This window comes from Frondihabitans sp. GW821-FHT04F02 (assembly GCF_059420045.1).
This window is the reverse complement of the sequence record NZ_JBWKSZ010000006.1, coordinates 73112-90413: the sequence shown is the minus strand read 5'-3', so window position 1 is coordinate 90413 and position 17302 is coordinate 73112. Positions and strand designations below refer to the sequence as shown.

Annotated in this window: 15 protein-coding genes; 3 read left to right on the top strand and 12 right to left on the bottom strand. The window is 69.0% G+C overall.

The genetic code is table 11. From position 1 onward, the window contains the following. Positions 1-125: 125 nt before the first annotated feature. Both AC07TY_RS16035 and AC07TY_RS16030 read left to right on the top strand, forming a co-directional pair. Complete coding sequence (locus tag AC07TY_RS16035) at positions 126-1862, top strand: APC family permease (RefSeq protein ID WP_494785974.1); 1737 nt, start codon at positions 126-128, stop codon at positions 1860-1862. A gap of 6 nt (positions 1863-1868) precedes the next feature. Continuing rightward, a complete protein-coding gene (locus AC07TY_RS16030) occupies positions 1869-3095 on the top strand; it encodes a saccharopine dehydrogenase family protein (protein WP_494785973.1) in 1227 nt (408 codons plus the stop codon). A 98-nt stretch (positions 3096-3193) separates the two neighbouring features. Here AC07TY_RS16030 and AC07TY_RS16025 read toward each other — a convergent pair whose 3' ends face one another. The 8 genes from AC07TY_RS16025 to AC07TY_RS15990 all read right to left on the bottom strand — a co-directional run bounded on the left by AC07TY_RS16025 (position 3194) and on the right by AC07TY_RS15990 (position 12364). Continuing rightward, complete coding sequence (locus AC07TY_RS16025) at positions 3194-3772, bottom strand: GNAT family N-acetyltransferase (RefSeq protein WP_494785972.1); 579 nt, start codon at positions 3770-3772, stop codon at positions 3194-3196. Between the two features lie 154 nt (positions 3773-3926). Further along, entirely contained in the window at positions 3927-5663 is a 1737-nt protein-coding gene (locus AC07TY_RS16020) for a hypothetical protein (protein WP_494785971.1), read from the bottom strand. Between the two features lie 260 nt (positions 5664-5923). Next, entirely contained in the window at positions 5924-7570 is a 1647-nt protein-coding gene (locus tag AC07TY_RS16015; protein WP_494785970.1) for an HAD family acid phosphatase, read from the bottom strand. A 68-nt stretch (positions 7571-7638) separates the two neighbouring features. Continuing rightward, positions 7639-8097, bottom strand: a complete 459-nt coding sequence (locus AC07TY_RS16010) for a DUF6314 family protein (RefSeq protein WP_494785969.1) — start codon at positions 8095-8097, stop codon at positions 7639-7641. Beyond that, positions 8094-9320 (bottom strand): ABC transporter permease, encoded by a 1227-nt coding sequence (locus AC07TY_RS16005; protein ID WP_494785968.1) that lies wholly within the window; start codon positions 9318-9320, stop codon positions 8094-8096. The genes AC07TY_RS16010 and AC07TY_RS16005 overlap by 4 nt, the downstream gene beginning before the upstream one ends. Then, complete coding sequence (locus AC07TY_RS16000) at positions 9320-10255, bottom strand: ABC transporter ATP-binding protein (RefSeq protein ID WP_494785967.1); 936 nt, start codon at positions 10253-10255, stop codon at positions 9320-9322. Before AC07TY_RS16000 ends, AC07TY_RS16005 begins: the two co-directional genes overlap by 1 nt. Positions 10256-10320: 65 nt before the next feature. Next, a complete protein-coding gene (locus AC07TY_RS15995) occupies positions 10321-11340 on the bottom strand; it encodes a LacI family DNA-binding transcriptional regulator (protein WP_488625034.1) in 1020 nt (339 codons plus the stop codon). A gap of 46 nt (positions 11341-11386) precedes the next feature. Further along, entirely contained in the window at positions 11387-12364 is a 978-nt protein-coding gene (locus AC07TY_RS15990) for a hypothetical protein (protein WP_494785966.1), read from the bottom strand. Between the two features lie 86 nt (positions 12365-12450). On the opposite strand from AC07TY_RS15990, the gene AC07TY_RS15985 reads away from it, so the two are divergent. Then, positions 12451-13749 carry an ATP-dependent DNA helicase gene (locus AC07TY_RS15985; RefSeq protein WP_123505936.1) on the top strand — a complete coding sequence of 433 codons (1299 nt, stop codon included), beginning with the start codon at positions 12451-12453 and terminating at the stop codon, positions 13747-13749. A 76-nt stretch (positions 13750-13825) separates the two neighbouring features. On the opposite strand, the gene AC07TY_RS15980 is transcribed toward AC07TY_RS15985, so the two are convergent. The 4 genes from AC07TY_RS15980 to AC07TY_RS15965 all read right to left on the bottom strand — a co-directional run bounded on the left by AC07TY_RS15980 (position 13826) and on the right by AC07TY_RS15965 (position 17277). Beyond that, on the bottom strand, positions 13826-14476 hold the full coding sequence (locus AC07TY_RS15980) for a biliverdin-producing heme oxygenase (protein ID WP_494785965.1): 651 nt from the start codon (positions 14474-14476) through the stop codon (positions 13826-13828). Positions 14477-14545: 69 nt separating this feature from the next. Next, on the bottom strand, positions 14546-14959 hold the full coding sequence (locus tag AC07TY_RS15975) for a DUF4383 domain-containing protein (protein ID WP_494785964.1): 414 nt from the start codon (positions 14957-14959) through the stop codon (positions 14546-14548). A gap of 45 nt (positions 14960-15004) precedes the next feature. Continuing rightward, positions 15005-16294 (bottom strand): chloride channel protein, encoded by a 1290-nt coding sequence (locus AC07TY_RS15970; RefSeq protein ID WP_494785963.1) that lies wholly within the window; start codon positions 16292-16294, stop codon positions 15005-15007. Next, positions 16291-17277 carry a putative endonuclease domain-containing protein gene (locus AC07TY_RS15965; RefSeq protein WP_494785962.1) on the bottom strand — a complete coding sequence of 329 codons (987 nt, stop codon included), beginning with the start codon at positions 17275-17277 and terminating at the stop codon, positions 16291-16293. The genes AC07TY_RS15970 and AC07TY_RS15965 overlap by 4 nt, the downstream gene beginning before the upstream one ends. Positions 17278-17302 lie beyond the last annotated feature (25 nt).

The window sequence follows — 17302 nt, the reverse complement described above, 5'->3', positions numbered from 1 at the left end:
GTTGCCGATCTGGCAGCCGGCCTTCGCATTGTGCGACGGAACGGCATTGACGCTTCGCGGGCCGAAACGATTGGGTTGGCCAACTGCTCTTCCCTTCGCTGTTCACGCACCGTGATGGAGAAACGATGACCGCACCGTCAGTGGCGACGACCACTCAACCTGTCGACACCAAAGGCCTGAAAGAGGGCTCACTCGGGCTGGTCTCGAGCGTCGTCGTGGGTGTCGCCTCCACCGCCCCGGCTTACAGCCTGGCGGCGAGCCTCGGATACATCGTCATCGGCGGGACGCTCGTGGCGGGCGTGCACGCGCCAGGCATCATCCTGCTGGCGTTCATCCCGATGTACCTGATCGCCGTCGCCTATCAGGAGCTCAACAAGGCGGAGCCGGACTGCGGCACCACCTTCACGTGGGCCTCGCGAGCGTTCGGGCCGATCACCGGATGGATGGGCGGCTGGGGAATCATCGTGGCCGACGTGATCGTCATGGCGAACCTCGCCTCGATCGCCGGCTCGTACTCGTTCACGTTCGTCGGCAGCTTCGGGCTGCCGGCTGTCGCGGCCCTGTCGACCAACGTCTTCTGGTCGACCGCGGCGGGCATCGCCTGGATCGTGATCATGACATACATCTGCTACCGCGGCATCGAGGTCTCGGCCCGCCTCCAGTACTTTCTGCTCGCGTTCGAAGTCGTCATCCTGATCTTCTTCGCGGTGTTCGCGCTCGTGAAGGTCTACACGGGCAACGCCGAGTCGTACTCGCTGACGCCGTCGCTCGACTGGCTCAACCCGTTCACCCTCGGCCCTGGCACCATCGCTCCGGCCATGCTCACCGCCATCTTCATCTACTGGGGATGGGACACGGCCGTCTCCATCAACGAGGAGACGAAGGACCCGGAGAAGACCCCCGGCCGCGCCGCGATCATCTCGACCGTGCTGCTGCTCGTCACCTACGTGCTCGTCGCGGTCGCCACGATCGCTTTCGCCGGAGTCGGCGACAAGGGCATCGGCCTCGCGAACGAGGACAACGCGCTCGACGTCTTCTCATCGGTCGGCCCCACCCTGTTCGGCGGCGGCGTCGTGGGCAGCATCCTGATGGCCCTGCTCGGCTTCTCGATCCTCACGAGCGCGTCGGCCTCGACCCAGACGACGATCCTGCCGACGGCTCGCACCTCCCTGTCGATGGCCGTCTACAAGGCCCTCCCAGCGCAGTTCGCGCGCATCCACCCGAAGTTCCTGACGCCGACCTGGTCGACCGTCGGCATGGGCGTCGCGTCCGTAGCCTTCTACCTGATCTTCACCCTCATCAGCGTCAATCTGCTCAGCGCCCTGATCGGGTCGATCGGCCTGATGATCGCCTTCTACTACGGCCTCACCGGCTTCGCCTGCGTGTGGTTCTACCGAAAGACGCTGTTCTCGTCGCCGCGCAACATCATCATGCGCGGCATCTTCCCCTTCTTGGGCGGAGTCATGCTTCTGGCCGTCTTCGTCTACGGCGTCTACGCCTTCGCGGCGCCCGACTGGCTGACCGACGCCGACAAGAAGCCGATCACCATCTTCGGGATCGGCGCCCAGGCGGTCGTCGGCGTCGGCGGACTTCTCGTCGGGGTCGTGCTCATGCTGATCTGGCGATGGCGGAAGCCCGACTTCTTCCGCGGCCAGACCCTGACCAAGCGCGCCGACTACGTGCTCGCGCCGGGCGAGGGCGTCGTCGCCAACTTCGGGATGCCCGACTCCGGGTACTTCCCGACCGTGGTCGCGCAGGACCTCTCGAACCTCCCGACCGGCGCCATCGCCATCGACGCCGAGACCGGCAAGCCCATCCGCGGGACCCGCCACACGGGTCCGACATCCCCCACAGAGAAGTAGCTCCCCATGAAGATCCTCATCGTCGGCGCCGGTGGCGTCGGCTCCGCCGCCGTGCGCATCGCCGTCCGCCGCGACTTCTTCGACACTCTCGTCGTCGCCGACTACGACCCCGCCCGACCGGCCTCGCTCGTCGAGGCTGTCGGCGACCCGCGGCTCGTCGCGGCCCAGGTCGACGCGTCGTCGGCGTCGTCGGTCGCCGAGCTCATCCGCGCGCACGGCATCACCCACGTGCTGAACGCCGTCGACCCGCGCTTCGTCATGCCGATCTTCAACGGCTGCTTCGAGGCCGGTGCGACCTACCTCGACATGGCGATGAGCCTCTCCAGCCCGCACCCCACCGACCCGCACACCGAGACCGGCGTCAAGCTCGGAGACGACCAGTTCGCCGTCGCCTCGGCCTGGACGGACGCAGGATCGCTGGCGCTCGTCGGAATCGGCGTCGAACCGGGCCTGTCAGACGTCTTCGCCCGCTACGCCGAAGACGAGCTCTTCGACGAGATCGACGAGCTCGGCGTGCGCGACGGCGCCAACCTCGTCGTCGAGGGCTACGACTTCGCGCCGTCGTTCTCGATCTGGACCACCATCGAGGAGTGCCTCAACCCGCCCGTCGTGTTCGAGGAGGGCAGGGGCTGGTACACGACTGCGCCGTTCTCGGAGCCCGAGGTGTTCGACTTCCCCGAGGGCATCGGACCGGTCGAGTGCGTCAACGTCGAGCACGAGGAGGTGCTCCTCATGCCGCGCTGGACGAAGGCCAAGCGCGTGACCTTCAAGTACGGCCTGGGCGACGAGTTCATCGAGGTGCTGAAGACCCTTCACAAGCTCGGCCTGGACTCGACGAAGCCGCTGACGGTCAAGGGCGTCGAGGTGTCGCCCCGCGACGTCGTGGCCGCAGCCCTGCCCGACCCGGCCACCCTCGGCGACAGAATGTCGGGCAAGACCTGCGCCGGCGTCTGGGTCCGAGGCACCGGCAAGGACGGCCAGCCGCGCTCCACCTACCTCTACCACGTCGTCGACAACGAGCAGACGATGGCCGAGTACTCGTCGCAGGCCGTCGTCTGGCAGACTGCCATCAACCCGGTCATCGCGCTCGAGCTGCTGGCCGCGGGGGTGTGGAGCGGCGCCGGCGTGCTCGGGCCGGAGGCGTTCGACGCGCGGCCGTTCCTGTCGCTGCTCGCCGCTCCGGCGCCCGAGGGGTACGGGTCGCCGTGGGGGATCCAGGAGAAGGCGGTCTAGCGCAGCCGCCTCGGCAATTCAGGCCCGGTGCGCCGGATCCGCGCCGGCGGCCCCGGATGGGGCGGCGGCGCGTGCACCGGGCCTGAGTTGTCGGGGCTTCACCGGGGCCGGGCGGGAGCGGCGCCGGGTGCCCGTCGAGAACTCAGGTTCGGTGCGAGCTGTCGTCGTCGGGGTCGGCGGGCGAGGGGGCCGTCGCCCGGCATCGAGCCTGAGTTGTCGACGGCGGGGCGCTCCATCACGTAGTTCACGAGCTCCACGCCGCGGGTGATCGGCCGCCCCTCGGCGACGACGACGAAGCCATGCCGCTCGAAGAACGGGCGCGCCGTGCGGCTGGCGTGCACCGACCGGGGGCCGTCGCCGAGCGACTCGAGCAGCCGGGAGGCGACTCCCCGTCGGGCCACGGCGGGGTCGACGAAGAGCATGTCGATGCAGCCGGAATCGTCGACATCGCTGAACCCTACGACGCGGCCCTCCGCCACGGCGACGACGGTGGCGGAGGCCAGCCGTCTGGCCGCCCAGTCGCCGCCGTCGATGTCGTCCGACGCCCACGCCTCGATCTGCGCCGGCGTGTAGTCGCCCGCCGCCGTCACGCGGATTGCCCGCCGGAACACGGCGAGCGTGGCGGCGGCATCCTCGGGGAGGTACGCCCGGAGCTCCACTCGGGCGTCCTCGCTCACGGCAGGTAGTACGTCGGGTTCGGCAGCTGGAGGGGCCGCGCGGCGAGCATCGGCCCCGGACTGCCGAGGCTCACTGGAGCTCGATAGTTCCTGCGCCCGGCCCTTGTCGACGGGGCCCCGTTCCCGGTCAGCTGAGGACTCCTGCCCGGGCGCTCTAGCTCGGATGCCGCACGCCGATGTATGCCTGCGCCCCGCGACCGGCGGCGTTGTAAGCGACCATGCTGAGCGAGACGCTCGCGTCGTGCCGCAGGCCCGAGATCACGATGGGGCTGTGCGTCCCCGTCGCCGACCGACCGCCCGAGGTCGTCACCACGTACTGGGTGATGGGCGATCCGCCCGTGGAGGCGGGAGGCCTGAAATGGACGGTGACCTTGCCCTTGCCGCTCGCCGCCGAGAGGACTACGGGGGCGCCGGGTACCCGGACGACGGGCGCCGCCGTCCCGAGAGACTTCTTTGCGGCAAGGCTGACATTGCCGGCCCGGTCGACCGCGAACAGCGCGATCGTGTAGCGGACGCCCGTCCTCAGGGTCGGCAGGGTGGTGCTGGTCGCAGTGCCAGCCGAGAGCGAGATACCGCTGTTCGGTCCTACGCGCGCACCGTTGCCCTGGACGAGCCGAGCCACGCTGGCGACCGCGTCGCTAGATTTCGACACTTTCCAGGTGGCCCTCGAGCCGGAGATCGCGAGCCCCGTGGGTGCGGCGGGCGGCGTGAGGTCGTCTCGAGCCTGGTACTGGAAGCGACCCGAGATGCGGTGACCGCCGGCACCCGGCGTGCACGCCAGGTCGAATTCGACGTCCGCGACGGTCGGAAGATCGCGGTCGTCGACCGCGAACGAGCGCACCGTCTCTGTGCCTTCCTCGCTGTCGCTGCAGGGCCCGCGGTTGTCGACGGAAACGTAGGTGCCGTACTGGCTGCGGTCGAGGGCGTTGAACGGGGTCGTGTTGTGGACTCCCACGGCCAGGGGCGTGCCGAAGGTGTCCGACCGCAGCTGGACGGTGTACAGCTGCGAGCCCCGGTTGGGCGCACCGAGCTCCGCGTACGGCTCCACCCCGATGAACGACCAGCCGCTGGCGCGGAACCAGATGACGTCGGCGGCAGCGGCGTTGACCGTCGTGCCTGCCACGTCGCCGGTGGTCTGGAGGCGCGTCGTGCCGAGCATGCCCTGTCCGGAGACGGCGACCTTCTGCGTCTTCGAGCCGATCGGGATCGACAGGGTCGCCTGCGCCGGCCCGCCCTTCGTCGGGTCGAAGACGACGTCGAACCGGCAGGTGGCGCCGGCCGCGAGCACGACCGGGCAGCCGCTCTTCCCGAAGTCGAACGACGACCTCGACAGACCGGAGAACGCCTTCGCGCCGAGCGCCAGACCCACGGCGCTTCGGTTGTGGAGCGTCTGCGTCATGCGGATGGGGGCGCCCGGCGCCGTCATCGGGAAGACCATGTGGCGCATCCCGATCGACACGGACGTCCCCTCGTCCTGCCCGAGGCGGAACTCGCCGATCCCCTCGAGGACGACGTCGAACCGGGTGATGCGACCGCTCGCATCGGACGCCAGGTCGATGATGTCCGCGCGGTCCGCCTCGGTCGTGATCGAGCCGACCGCCACCGTGTACGACGGCACAGCCGGATCGGGCTCGTCCGTGCCGGTGGGCCGGGCGTAGAACGTGCCAGGACGGAGGTAGTCGCCCTTCGGCGGCACGATCGAGAAGCCGAAGCGGTCACGGCCTGAACCTCCGCCCATGCTGATACCGGCGCTCGTGGTCGCCGTGTTCAGCTGAAGGCCGCTGCCGTCCGCGAAGAACCTCGAGAGGGGTGAGTCCGGACCGCGGGCGGCGAGGCTGATGCTGCCGATCCGCGTGGTCGCCGCGGCTTCGGCGGGGGCCGGAACGGCCATGAGCGCTCCCAGGCTGATCACCCCCAGGCCCAGGGCCAACGCGACCATGGTCGCCGATCTCGTTGTGCGCGTGCCGCTCTTCCGACGCATCCCGGCCCCCGGTCTCTCCGGGCGGCGCGCATCGCTGCCCTGAGAGAACGTTATGACACAGTTCGACTCCTACATCGGGTGGCGTCCAGGCGATTTCCGGGGTACGGCGCGACGTGCGATGGGCCGCACCCGGGCTCCTGCCTTCGGCAGGGCTGCGCTCGTGCTCCTGCCTACGGGAGGTAGTACGTCGGGTTCGGCAGCTTGACCGCCCGGCCGTGGCCGCCGATCAGGTCGCTGAACTGGTCGCCGTAATTCGCAACGATGTCGTACCCGCCGCCGGCGCTCGACTCGACGTGAGCGCGGGTCTGCGACTTGTACTCGATCGTCGTGCACTTGGCCGCGGCGCACGTGACGTACGACGGCTGCTGCGACGAGCCGACCCCGGTCCACTTCGTGTAGTAGTTCGCCGAGGTGAACCCGGTGTAGCCGACCTTCGCGAGGTTGGCGATCGTGGCGGCCTTCTGGTTGTCGTTGCGGCCGGTGAGGCCGATCAGCGTGCATCCGGCGGCCTGCGCCACCTGGGTGAGCGTCGTCATCTTCGGCGTCGCGGGGAAGCGCTCGTCTTGCACCCAGACGTCCTGCTCGGCGGGGTCGAACGTGAAGTGCATGTCGGCCACCTCCATGTCGTACGTCCACAGCGTGGTGTCGTCGGCGTCGAGCACGATCGCCGGCTTCTCGCCCTTCTCGCTGGCGGCGTAGCATTCCGACGCGACCTTCGGGATCTCCCGCTTCACCAGAGCCGCCATCTCGCTGATGTACGGCGACGCGGTCTTGTTCGAGATGCCCGTGCCGGTGTCGCCGTAGTACTTCGCGATGGTCGACTTCACGCTGTCGATGTTGGGGATGCCCTCGCCGCCCTGGGTCAGGCCGCTGGAGCCGTCCGCCTTCATCGTGAAGCGGGTCCGCGGCGCCAGCCGGGGCTCCGAGACGCCGGGAAGGTCGGCCGACGGCAGGTAGTAGGTGGGGTTCGGCAGCTTCAGGATCCGGTCGGCGTACCCGCCCTGGAGGTCAGACCACTGGTCGCCGACATTGAGGGCGATGTCGTAGCCGAGGCTCTCGATGTGCTTGCGGGTGAGCGCCTTGTACTCGACGGTCGTGCACTTGGCTGTCGCGCAGGTCACGTACGAGGGCTGCTGCGACGATCCCGTCCCGGTCCACTTCGTGTAGAACCTGTCGGCGGTGAATCCCGTGTAGCCGACCTTGGTGAGGTTCGCGAGGGTGGCCGCCTTCTGGTCGTCGTTGCGGCCGGTGAGGCCGAAGACGGCGAAGCCCATCTTCTTCGCCGCCGCGACGAACGACACCATGGACGGCGTCGCCGGGAACCGTTCGTCTTGCACCCAGACGTCCTGCTCGGCGGGGTCGAACGTGAAGTGCATGTCGGCCACCTCCATGTCGTACGTCATGAGAGTGGTGTCGTCAGCGTCGAAGACGATCGCGGGCTTCTGGTGGTGCCGCTTCGACGAGGCGTAGAGCGAGCGGAGCGCCCGCTTCTCGGACGACACGATCGACGCCATCTCGCTGATGTACGGGGACGCCGTCTTCGAGGCGATGCCCGTGCCGGTGTCGCCGTAGTACTTCGCGATGGTCGACTTCACGCTGTCGATGTTGGGGATGCCCTCGCCGCCCTGCGTCGCGCCGCTCGAGCCATCTGCTGCCATCACGAACTGGGTGCGCGGCGAGAGTGCGCTGTCGCTGTGATGCGTCGGTCCGTGATGCGACGGCGCGTATCCGGAGGCGGAGGCGCCGCTGACGAGCGTCGCTCCCAGCGCGAGTGCCGCGATGGCGGCGACAGTGGTCATGGACCTGCGACGTGGCATGGGTGTCCCTCGAGTGTGATCGTTCCGCCCTGATCGAAGCGGACCCCCTGTTCGGGGGTGATTGCACTCTACGCAGAAATCACGCGCACGTACCTCGTGTCGACGACGTAGTCCTTGGCGGGGCCGGTGGCCGCCCAGCGCATCGTCCACGCGTCAGCCGAGCCCGCCGAGCCCGCCGAGCCCGCCGAAGACCCCGCATCGGCGCCCTGCGAAGGCCCGGCGACGCGGCCGCGGTAGAGGTCGGGCGCGCAGTCGTGCACGAGCGGCTCGTCGACCTGCCACGGGTGAAACGGTCGTCCGTCGGCGAACTCGACCCGCCAGCCGCTCTCGTCGGCCACGATTCGCCGCGTCTGCGCCACCGGCACAGGCCCCGTCGGCCCGTCGAGCGTTCCGGTCTCGACCCAGTCGACACCGTCGGGGCCCACCGTGAACACAGCCGTCCCGACCACCGGCATCCGCGACCCCGTCAGCCGGTCGTCGATGATCCTGTCGAACGCCCACTCGCCGAGCAGGTCGAGCGGCGTCACGCTTTTCGCGTCGACCGCAGGACCGACAGCGACACCTTCTTCGAGTACTCGACCGACCCGTACTGGAACAGCCGCACGGCCAGCCGCAGCACGATGATCCCGAGCACGAACTGCTCGACGATCAGGCCGATCGCCTCGACCGGCGACAGCGACGAGAAGCCGTTGCGGAGCATGCCGGTCACCGGCGCCGAGTACGGGAACCACGTGAACACCTGCACGATGAACGCGCTCGGATCGCTGACGATGAGCGTCACCGCGTAGAACGGCACGAAGATCAGCGCCATCATGATGCCGAAGATCTGGCCGGCCTCCTTGGCCGTCGGCATGATGGCGCCGACGGCGACGAGCGTGCCCGTGAACAGGGTGAAGCCGCCGATCAGCAGCAGCGCGCCGACGATCATCTGCCACGGGTCGAGCTGCAGGTTCGCGAGATCGAACGACGGCAGGTTGAGTGACGAGCGGAAGAACAGGTACCCGATCACGACCGGCAGCGCGAACACGAGCATCTGCACGATTCCGATGACGAACAGCGAGATCACCTTGCCGATGATCAGCGTCGTCGGGTTCAGCGTCGTCAGGATCATCTCCGTGACGCGGTTCTCCTTCTCCTCCAGCGTCGAGGTCAGCATCTGGTTGCCCAGCAGCAGGATCACGACGTAGAAGATCGCGAGGAACAGCAGCGGCGGGATCACCCCGGCGACGCCCGCCGAGACCCGCCCGCCCGAATCGTAGGTCGTCGCGTCGACCGGCAGGTCGCCCTGCACCAGCTTCGTCAGCGTGGTGTCGCCGACCTTCTCCTGGGCGCTCAGAGTCAGCACCTGCGTCGCCACCGACTTGTATTTGCCGTTGTCGAAGACCCCGGTGTCGACGCCGTAGACCTCGGTCGCCTGCTTCGCGGGATCAGCGGGGTACGAGAAGTACGCGTCGAGCGTCCCGTTCTTGACGGCGGCGATCGCGGCAGTCGGCGACGCGGCCTCCCTGCCGCCGAGCTTCTGCACCAGCGCGGGGTCGACGATCCCCGACGCGTCGGTGTACGAGAACGAGAACTTCTGGTCTTTCTGCGACGCCACGCTCGAATCGGTCGACGAGTTCGCGGCCACGATCAGCGCGACGACGATGCCGATGATCACGGGCACGATGAGCGTCGTGATCCAGAACCGCCGCTTCGACAGCGTGCGCCCGATCTCGAACGAGACGACGGTCGAGAGGTTGTGCCGCGCCATCAGGCGGCCTCGCTGCTATGCCCGTCGGCGGCTTCGCCGTAGACCCTCAGGAAGATGTCGTCGAGGCTCAGCTTGCTCGTCTCGAACCCGCGCACCGTCAACCCGGCCTCGATGAGATCGCGCAGGATCCCCGCCTCGTCGACGCCCTCCATCACGGCGAGCTCGGCGTAGTTGCGCTCCCGCAGCGTCACCTCGTACTTGCCCGACGCGGGGATGTCGCCCGAGTAGCGCAGCCGCACCGTAGTGCCGCCGAACTGGTCTTGCACCTCGGGGATCGTGCCGTACGCCTCGGCGGTGCCGTTCTTCAGGAGGATCACGCGGTCGCAGAGCCGCTCGACCTCCTCCATCTGGTGCGTCACCATCAGCACAGTGGCCCCGGCCCGCTTCTGCTCCTCGATGATGTCCATCAGCAGCCGACGGTTGACCGGATCGAACCCCTTGGTCGGCTCGTCGAGGATCAGCAGCTCGGGCCCGTTCATGATCGTCACACCGAGCTGCACCTTCTGCTGCTGGCCGCCCGACAGCTTGTCGAGCCGAGTCGTCGCCTTGTCGGCCAGGGCGACGCGCTCGAGGTACTCCAGCGACCAGCCCTTCGCCTCGGCCTTGCCGAGCCCCCTGAGCCGCCCGAAGTAGGTCATCACGTCGATGACGGACTCCTTCTTGTACAGCCCGCGCTCCTCCGGCAGGTAGCCCAGGCGGGATCCCTGCTCGGGTGAGAACGGCCGCCCGTCGATGTGCAGCACCCCGCCCGTCGGCTGGTAGATGCCCAGCAGCGCGCGGATGGTGGTCGTCTTGCCCGATCCGTTGGAGCCCAGAAATCCGAACGTCTCACCCGCCCGAATATCGAACGAGAGGTCGTGGATGACGGTGGTTCGCCCGAAATCCATCCGGAAGTTCTGGATTCGGACGATCGGCTCGGTCGTTCCCTGATCCATGGCCAACACCCTACTGAAGGCCGCCGACACCTGCCAGCAGGCGAAACCGGCGCAGGAACTCGGGTCTACCGCCAGTCCACTCCGGGCCCCGCCTCGCCGGACCCCCGCGGCACGAGGCGCACCGGCAGCACCAGCTCGTCACCCCGCGGGGTGCGCGAGGCGAGCGTCTCCAGGGCCAGGCGGGCCGCGCGGGCTCCCATGTCGACGGGGTCGTGCGAGACCACCGTCACGCCGAGCACATCGGCGAGGTCGAAGTCGTCGAAGCCGACGAGCGCCGGAGCCGTCGATAGGCCCCGGAAGGCGGTGAGCGCGCCGATGGTGACGCGGTTGTTGCTGGTGAACAGGGCCGTCGGCGGGTGGGGGAGCGACAGGAGCTCGCGCGCGGCGTTCCGGCCCCCGGCGGCGTCGTGGAGATCTTCGCGGACGAGTTCGCGAGCTGAAGTTCCTGCGCCCGAGGCCACCGCGTCGAGGTACCCGTCGAGCCGCTGCTGGTGGGTGGGGAGCCGGGAGTAGTCGCCGATGAAGCCGATGCGGGTGTGGCCGTGGGCGATGAGGTGCTCGACGGCCATGCGGGCGCCGGCGCGGTTGTCGAGCACGACGCTGTCGGCAGTGAGGTCGGTCGAGGGGCGGTCGACGAAGATGACGGGGATGCCGCGCTCCTGAGCCTGGCCGAGGGCGTCGCTCGACTCGAGGGTGGAGACGACGATGAGGGCTCGGACCTGGCGGGCGACCATCTCGTCGACGAGGACGCGCTCGCGGTCGCCGCTCTCGTCGGTGGACGAGATGACGAGCTGGAGGCCCTCGTCCCGGAGCTCACGCTCGACGCCCTTGGCCAGCGCCGAGTAGAAGGGGTTGCCCAGGTCGCCGGTCACCAGGCCGATGAAGCTCGAGCGGATGCCGCGCTTGAGCAGGGACGCCATGCTGTTGAGCTGGAAGCCGAGCTCGCCCGCGGCCGTCATCACCTTCTTGCGCGTGGCTTCCGCGACGTGCGGCTCCCCGTTGATGGCGCGGGACGCCGTCTTCAGGCTGACGCCCGCCCGCTCGGCGACGTCGACGAGCGTCGCGGGAGTCTGGGGGATCGGCACGGCGCTCCTGGGTCGGGTGAGTCGATTATGTCAGCGCTGGCGTCCGTCAGCGCGGGGTGATCGTCAGGTTGTTGTCGGAGCCGATGGTGACGAGGTACTCGACGTCGAAGGGGACGTCCTCGTCGATGTCGTAGGCCTGGCCGTCGAAGAGCGACTGGGCCTCGACCTCGAGGTGGGCGCGGCCGGCCGCGCGCTTGACGATCCAGACGCCCGACGTCCTCGTCGGCTTCAGCGCAACGGGCGGGTAGGACGTCATCGACCACGTCGGCGTGGAGGTGACGCGGTCGTCGACCTCCTTGCCGAACGGGCAGCCGGCGGGGAAGAGCACCTTCTGCGGGACGCACGTCGTGCGCAGGTACTTGGTGACGTCGCGGCGGACGCCGTCGGCGAAGCTCTTGCGGGGCTCGACGTCGACCGTGCCCTTGGCGACGGCGCCGGGAGCGGCGGCCACGACGGTCGTCTGATCGGCCGTGAGGTAGGTCGTGTCGTGGGTCAGATCGAAGACCGCCGGTGCGAGGACCGTGTAGCGGGTCGCGATGTCGGACCCCTCCGCCTTCACATCGACGCCGTTGGCGGTGAAGCGCGGGTCGTGCTCGGGCGTGACATCGAGGAACGCCGTCGGCGTGGTCCGGAAGCCCCACGCCGTGAAGAGCCCGCCGAAGGCGCCCGTCGGCGCGACGTCGTACACGGCCTCGTGGCGCGTTCCGTCGAGGAGGAAGCTCGCCGTGACGCGGTCGCCCTTCGCCGTCGTGGAGATGTCGTCGATCCGGCCGTCTTCCGGGATGGTCAGGAGCACGTCGTCGGCCGACGGGGTCACGCCGGCGAGGCCGAGCGCGCTCGCCGTGTCGCCGCGGTCGAGGGCGTGCAGGTAGCCGCGGACGAATCCCGACGCGCTGTAGACCGTCGAGTTGAGGATCGCCACCGTCACGACGAAGGCGATCGCGATCCCGACGAGGAGCCCGCCGTAGAGGAGGGCGGCCCGTCTTCTCGCGGATCGCCGCGCGCTCCCCACAGGCACAGACATTTCCACATCCTAACTTCGGCTAGCCGGGTGACCCGTCCGCGACCGGTAGATTGGATGACCCGGGCCGGTCGACGAAAGGGGTGCTCGTGGCTCCAGAGCTGTCGCCCGAGCAGGCCGCCGTCTACGACGCGATCGAGAACACCCGGGAGCACATCTTCGTCACCGGGCGGGCCGGCACCGGCAAGTCGACGCTGCTCAACCACCTGTCGTGGAACACCTCGAAACAGGTCGTCGTCTGCGCGCCCACGGGCGTCGCCGCCCTCAACGTCGGCGGGCAGACCATCCACTCGCTCTTCCGGCTGCCGATCGGGCTCATCGCCGACCACGACATCGACCAGAACTCCGAGCTGCGCAAGCTGCTCAACACCATCGACACGCTCGTCATCGATGAGGTCTCGATGGTGAACGCCGATCTCCTCGACGCGATCGACCGGTCGCTCCGCAAGGCTCGTCAGCGCAAGAGCGAGCCGTTCGGCGGCGTGCAGGTCGTCCTGTTCGGCGACCCGTACCAGCTGCCGCCCGTACCCGGCGACCCGGAGGAGCGCGCGTACTTCAAAGACCACTATCGGTCGATGTGGTTCTTCGACGCCCACGTCTGGGAGGAGGCGACGCTCCGAATCCTCGAGCTCGCCTTCATCCACCGGCAGAGCGATGCCGGCTTCAAGGAGATGCTGAACGCCGTCCGCCACGGTCGCGTCACCGCCGAGATCGCGAACGCGCTGAATACTGCCGGGGCCCGGCCCGTGCCCACCGACGGCACGATCACGCTCGCTACCCGCAACGACACCGTCAACCGCATCAACAAGCTCGAGCTGTCGCGCCTGGCCGGCGGGGTGAAGACGGCGAAAGCCGAGGTGACCGGCGATTTCGGCGGGCGCACGTTCCCGGCCGACGAGGCGCTCGAGCTGAAGGTGGGGGCGCAGGTGATGTTCCTCCGCAACGACTCCGACCAGCGCTGGGTCAACGGCTCGGTCGGCGTGGTCACCAAGATCCGCGACACCGTGTTCGTCGAGCTCGACGGCGAAGAGGTCGAGGTGCAGCCGGCCGTCTGGGAGAAGTACAAGTACACCTACTCCGAGACGACGAAAGAGCTGAAGAAAGACATCGTCGCCGAGTTCCAGCAGTTCCCGCTGCGGCTCGCGTGGGCTGTGACGATCCACAAGTCGCAGGGCAAGACGTACGACCAGGCCATCGTCGACCTCGGTACCCGAGTGTTCAGCGCCGGTCAGACGTACGTGGCACTCAGCAGGATCACGTCACTCGAGGGCCTCTACCTCTCACGGCCACTGCGACCCGCCGACATCATCGTCGATCTGGACGTGAGGCGCTTCATGTCGCAGGCGACCCGAGTTCCTGCGATTCAGGCTGCGACGGTGGGGTCGTAAGGGCTGCGGGCCTGCCGGACTCCGCTGCGGTTCGCGTCGACGCGCTGCAGTTCGCGTCGCTGTGCGGCGTTTCGGGCTATGCCGCGGTTCGCGGCGCGGAGAGCTCGCCGAAGAGGTCTTCGGTCAGGCGGTAGGCGACGCCGACCTCGTCGATGACGCGCTCGCGCTCGTCGTCCGTCCAGCCGACCGAGTCGAGCTGGGCCCGGTAGGTCGACTTGAACTCCTTCGGGCGGGCGATGCCGGCGTAGAGGTAGAAGCCGACTCCGTTCGTCTCGAAGCCGAACTGCCGCTGCATGATCTGGCGGATGATCGCGCAGCCCGACAGGTCGCCGAGATAGCGCGTGTAGTGGTGGGCGACAAAGCCGCCGGTGGAGGTGGCGGCGACGGTCTCGATCCGGTCGACGTAGCGGAGGGTCGTCGGCATCGGGACGACGCGCGACTCCCAGTCGTCGCCGATCAGGAAACGGAGGTCTTCGCGGATCGCCGGGAGCCGGGTCAGGGCCGGCGACATGAATGCCGCAGCGACCGGATCGGACTGCCGGGCCTCGGCCGCGCGCTCGAGGGCGCGGTACACGAAGTAGTTCTGCTCGACCATCGCGATGTAGTCGCCGCGCGAACCGTGGCCGCTCAGCAGCGCCGACATGAAGAGCTCGCTCGCCGCGGGAGTCGATCGTGGCCGTGAACCGCGCTCGCGCAGGACCTGGGAAAAGGGGACGACAGCGTGCATGCGGCGCCTCTCGGTCACGGTTAGGTGACCCTAACTCTAACGGCGGAGGCCGCGAATCGCCAGGGCTCGCTACGCGAGTTTCGGAGCCTTGAGGATCACTTTGTCGGTCGTGAGGCCGAAGGCGACCAGCAGGAGCCCGGCGAAGAGGTGCAGCAGGTTGTCGGGGGTGTTGAGCGCGAAGATGTTGGCGCCTGTGTGCGCGATGCCGAAGCCGACGAGTGAGAAGACGACGAGAGCAGCGCCGAGGACGACGGTGGCGAGCTTCGCCGGGAGGACGCCGCCGAGGCCCGCCAGCAGCAGCGCGGCGCCGACCAGGACGTGGATCGTGCTGAGGGCCGCATTGACTCCGAAGAGGCCGATCAGGACCGCACCCTCGGCCGTGGCGAACGGGAGCGGGGTCGCCACGAAGAAGCCGAACAGGCCGATGAGCAGGAAGACGATGCCGATGATCGTGCTCAGGAGCCGATTGGGGGAGTGGATCATGTCGAGGTGCCTCCTAGCGAATGCGTGCCCCCAGCCTAGTTGGACCTACGCCACGCCCTCGCCACGCGGCGTCTTCCACAGCTGACGGCGGGTGATCATGTAGCCGATCGTCATCGAGCCGGCGATCGCGAGGAGGGCCGGCACCAGGATCGCCTGGCCCTGGCCGGTGAACTCGACGACCAGGACGAGCGCCGTCAGCGGCGCCCGCATGCTCGCCGCGAGGAAGGACGCCGCGGCCACGAATGCGAAGGCCGCGATGCCGCTGCCGGGCCAGAGGAGCAGCCAGAGTCCGCCGAGCACGGCGCCGAGCCCGCTGCCGAGGGCGAGCGACGGGGTCAGGGTGCCGCCGGCCGCCCCGGCGCCGATCGTGCCGACGGTCGAGATGAGCTTGAGCAGCACGATGATCAGGATGAAGAGGAGCGGAGCCGCGCCGAGGGTCGCACCGTCGAGGTTCGCGCCGCCGTCGAACCCGAGCTGGCCGAGCGCGCGGCCGTTTCCGAGGATCTGCGGAAACCAGATCGACAAGACGCCCACCGCCGTGAACACCACCGGCATGACGATGAGGATGCCCCAGCTCTTCGGCCGGCGCTCCCCCGCCTTCTTCGCCAGGACGACGAAGCCGAGAGCCGCGAACCCCATGACGGGCCCGGCGATGATCGACCAGACGATGAGGGAAGGGCTCAGCTCGAGGTGGGGGACACTGTAGAGCGGGGCGGCGCTGGTAACCAGTCTGGCCACGATCGCCGCGATGGCCGATGTCGCGATCGCCGGCACGACGGTCGCCAGGGTGAGCTCGGCGAGGAGGATCTCGACCGCGAAGACGGCACCGCCGAGTGGCACGTCGTAGACGGCGGCCAGGCCAGCGCCGGCGCCGCAGGCCACCAGGATCCTGGTCTCGCGAAAAGTGACACCGGTCTTGCGGGTTATCCACTGGGCCGCGAGCGCTGCCAGCTCCCGCGGGGCGACCTCGCGGCCGATGCTCGCGCCGAGTCCGACGATGACGATCTGCAGCGCGATGTTGCTGAGGGACGACCAGAAGGGCATCCGCTCGCCCTTCACGGCGGCCTCGACCGAGACCACCTTCCGGCCCCAGCGGCGGACGGCCCACCAGCCGAAGCCGCCGATGACGCCGGCGACGAACAGCGCCAGGACGCGAAGGCCGTTGCTCGGGGTCGGCAGCTCGTCGAGGAAGTCGCCCTCGCCGAACCCGTAGACCAGGTGCTCCAGGCCGTGCAGGAGGAAGCTCACGACGAGGCCGCTCAGGCCGCTCCCGATGCCGACCAGGATCGTCACGAAAGTCAGTCGGGCGAGCCATTTCATGGGGGGATGCGTCACCCGACGATCGTAGCGATGCGCGGGAAGGGCCTTCGCGCGAGGCCGCGCGTCGGCAATTCAGGCGCGGTGCGCCGCCGCGGCGCCGGCAGGCGCCACAGGCGCGGCGCGCGCCGCGCCGGCCGCGGCACCGCGCCTGAGTTGCCGACGGCAGCACGGCCCCGCCGGTGCGCCGCGACGGCGGTCCGCACCGCCAGCGCCACGCGGTCCCACACCTCCACGAGCATCCGGTAGCTGAACCTGACCGGAGTCCGCCCCTCGATGACGATCGCGAGGTCCTTCCGGCGGTCCTTCTCGAACCGCGACTCGTGGAACTCGCGCCCGTCCACCTCGATCCCGACGACCCCGTCGACGACGAGGTCGATCGCCTTGTTCCCGTCGACGGCGACCTGGGTCTCGACCGTGTGGCCGAGCTTGCGCAACCGGGTCCGCGCGATGCTCTCGGGAAAGCTGCCGCACTTCGGGTCGACCCAGTCCGCGATCGAGCGAACATCCTGCGGCAGAGCCTCCAGCAGCTGCGGCACCTCGTCGACGTCGAGGTGCCTCTCGGAGAGCGCCCAGTCGAGCACCGCCACCGCCTCCTCGAACGCGAGGTCGAGCACGGCCTGGCGGAGCGCATCGCGGAGGCCGACTGACATGAGGTCGCCGCGCCCGCCGACCTCGGGGGAGTCCCACACGACCCGGACCCCCTTCCGCCGCCGCAGCCGACTCGCATTCGCCGGCACCGACACGGTGACCGGCGGCTCGCCCCACATCCACGCCCCCCGAATCCGCAGCGCCGAGGCGCCCGTCAGGCGACCACCGACCTGCACGGCCACGAACCGCGGATCGGACTTCGCGAACGTCGTGTACCACCCCCGCCGCGCCCGCCTGACGTGACCGTGGCGCACTGCCCACGTCAGGTCGCGGTCGGTGGCGCCGAGGGCCACGAGGTGGTTCTTGTGCAGGATGCCGCCCCTCTGAGCGACCAGTTCGCTGATGATCATGCCGTCGAGGTTCGCGATTCGGGCG

Coding starts and splice junctions, on each gene's coding strand:
- AC07TY_RS16030 (WP_494785973.1), top strand. CDS start 1,869: ATGAAGATCCTCATCGTCGGCGCCGGTGGCGTCGGCTCCGCCGCCGTG.
- AC07TY_RS15980 (WP_494785965.1), bottom strand. CDS start 14,476: ATGCACGCTGTCGTCCCCTTTTCCCAGGTCCTGCGCGAGCGCGGTTCA.
- AC07TY_RS15975 (WP_494785964.1), bottom strand. CDS start 14,959: ATGATCCACTCCCCCAATCGGCTCCTGAGCACGATCATCGGCATCGTC.
- AC07TY_RS15965 (WP_494785962.1), bottom strand. CDS start 17,277: ATGATCATCAGCGAACTGGTCGCTCAGAGGGGCGGCATCCTGCACAAG.
- AC07TY_RS16020 (WP_494785971.1), bottom strand. CDS start 5,663: ATGGCCGTTCCGGCCCCCGCCGAAGCCGCGGCGACCACGCGGATCGGC.
- AC07TY_RS15990 (WP_494785966.1), bottom strand. CDS start 12,364: ATGTCTGTGCCTGTGGGGAGCGCGCGGCGATCCGCGAGAAGACGGGCC.
- AC07TY_RS16015 (WP_494785970.1), bottom strand. CDS start 7,570: ATGCCACGTCGCAGGTCCATGACCACTGTCGCCGCCATCGCGGCACTC.
- AC07TY_RS16000 (WP_494785967.1), bottom strand. CDS start 10,255: ATGGATCAGGGAACGACCGAGCCGATCGTCCGAATCCAGAACTTCCGG.
- AC07TY_RS16005 (WP_494785968.1), bottom strand. CDS start 9,320: ATGGCGCGGCACAACCTCTCGACCGTCGTCTCGTTCGAGATCGGGCGC.
- AC07TY_RS16035 (WP_494785974.1), top strand. CDS start 126: ATGACCGCACCGTCAGTGGCGACGACCACTCAACCTGTCGACACCAAA.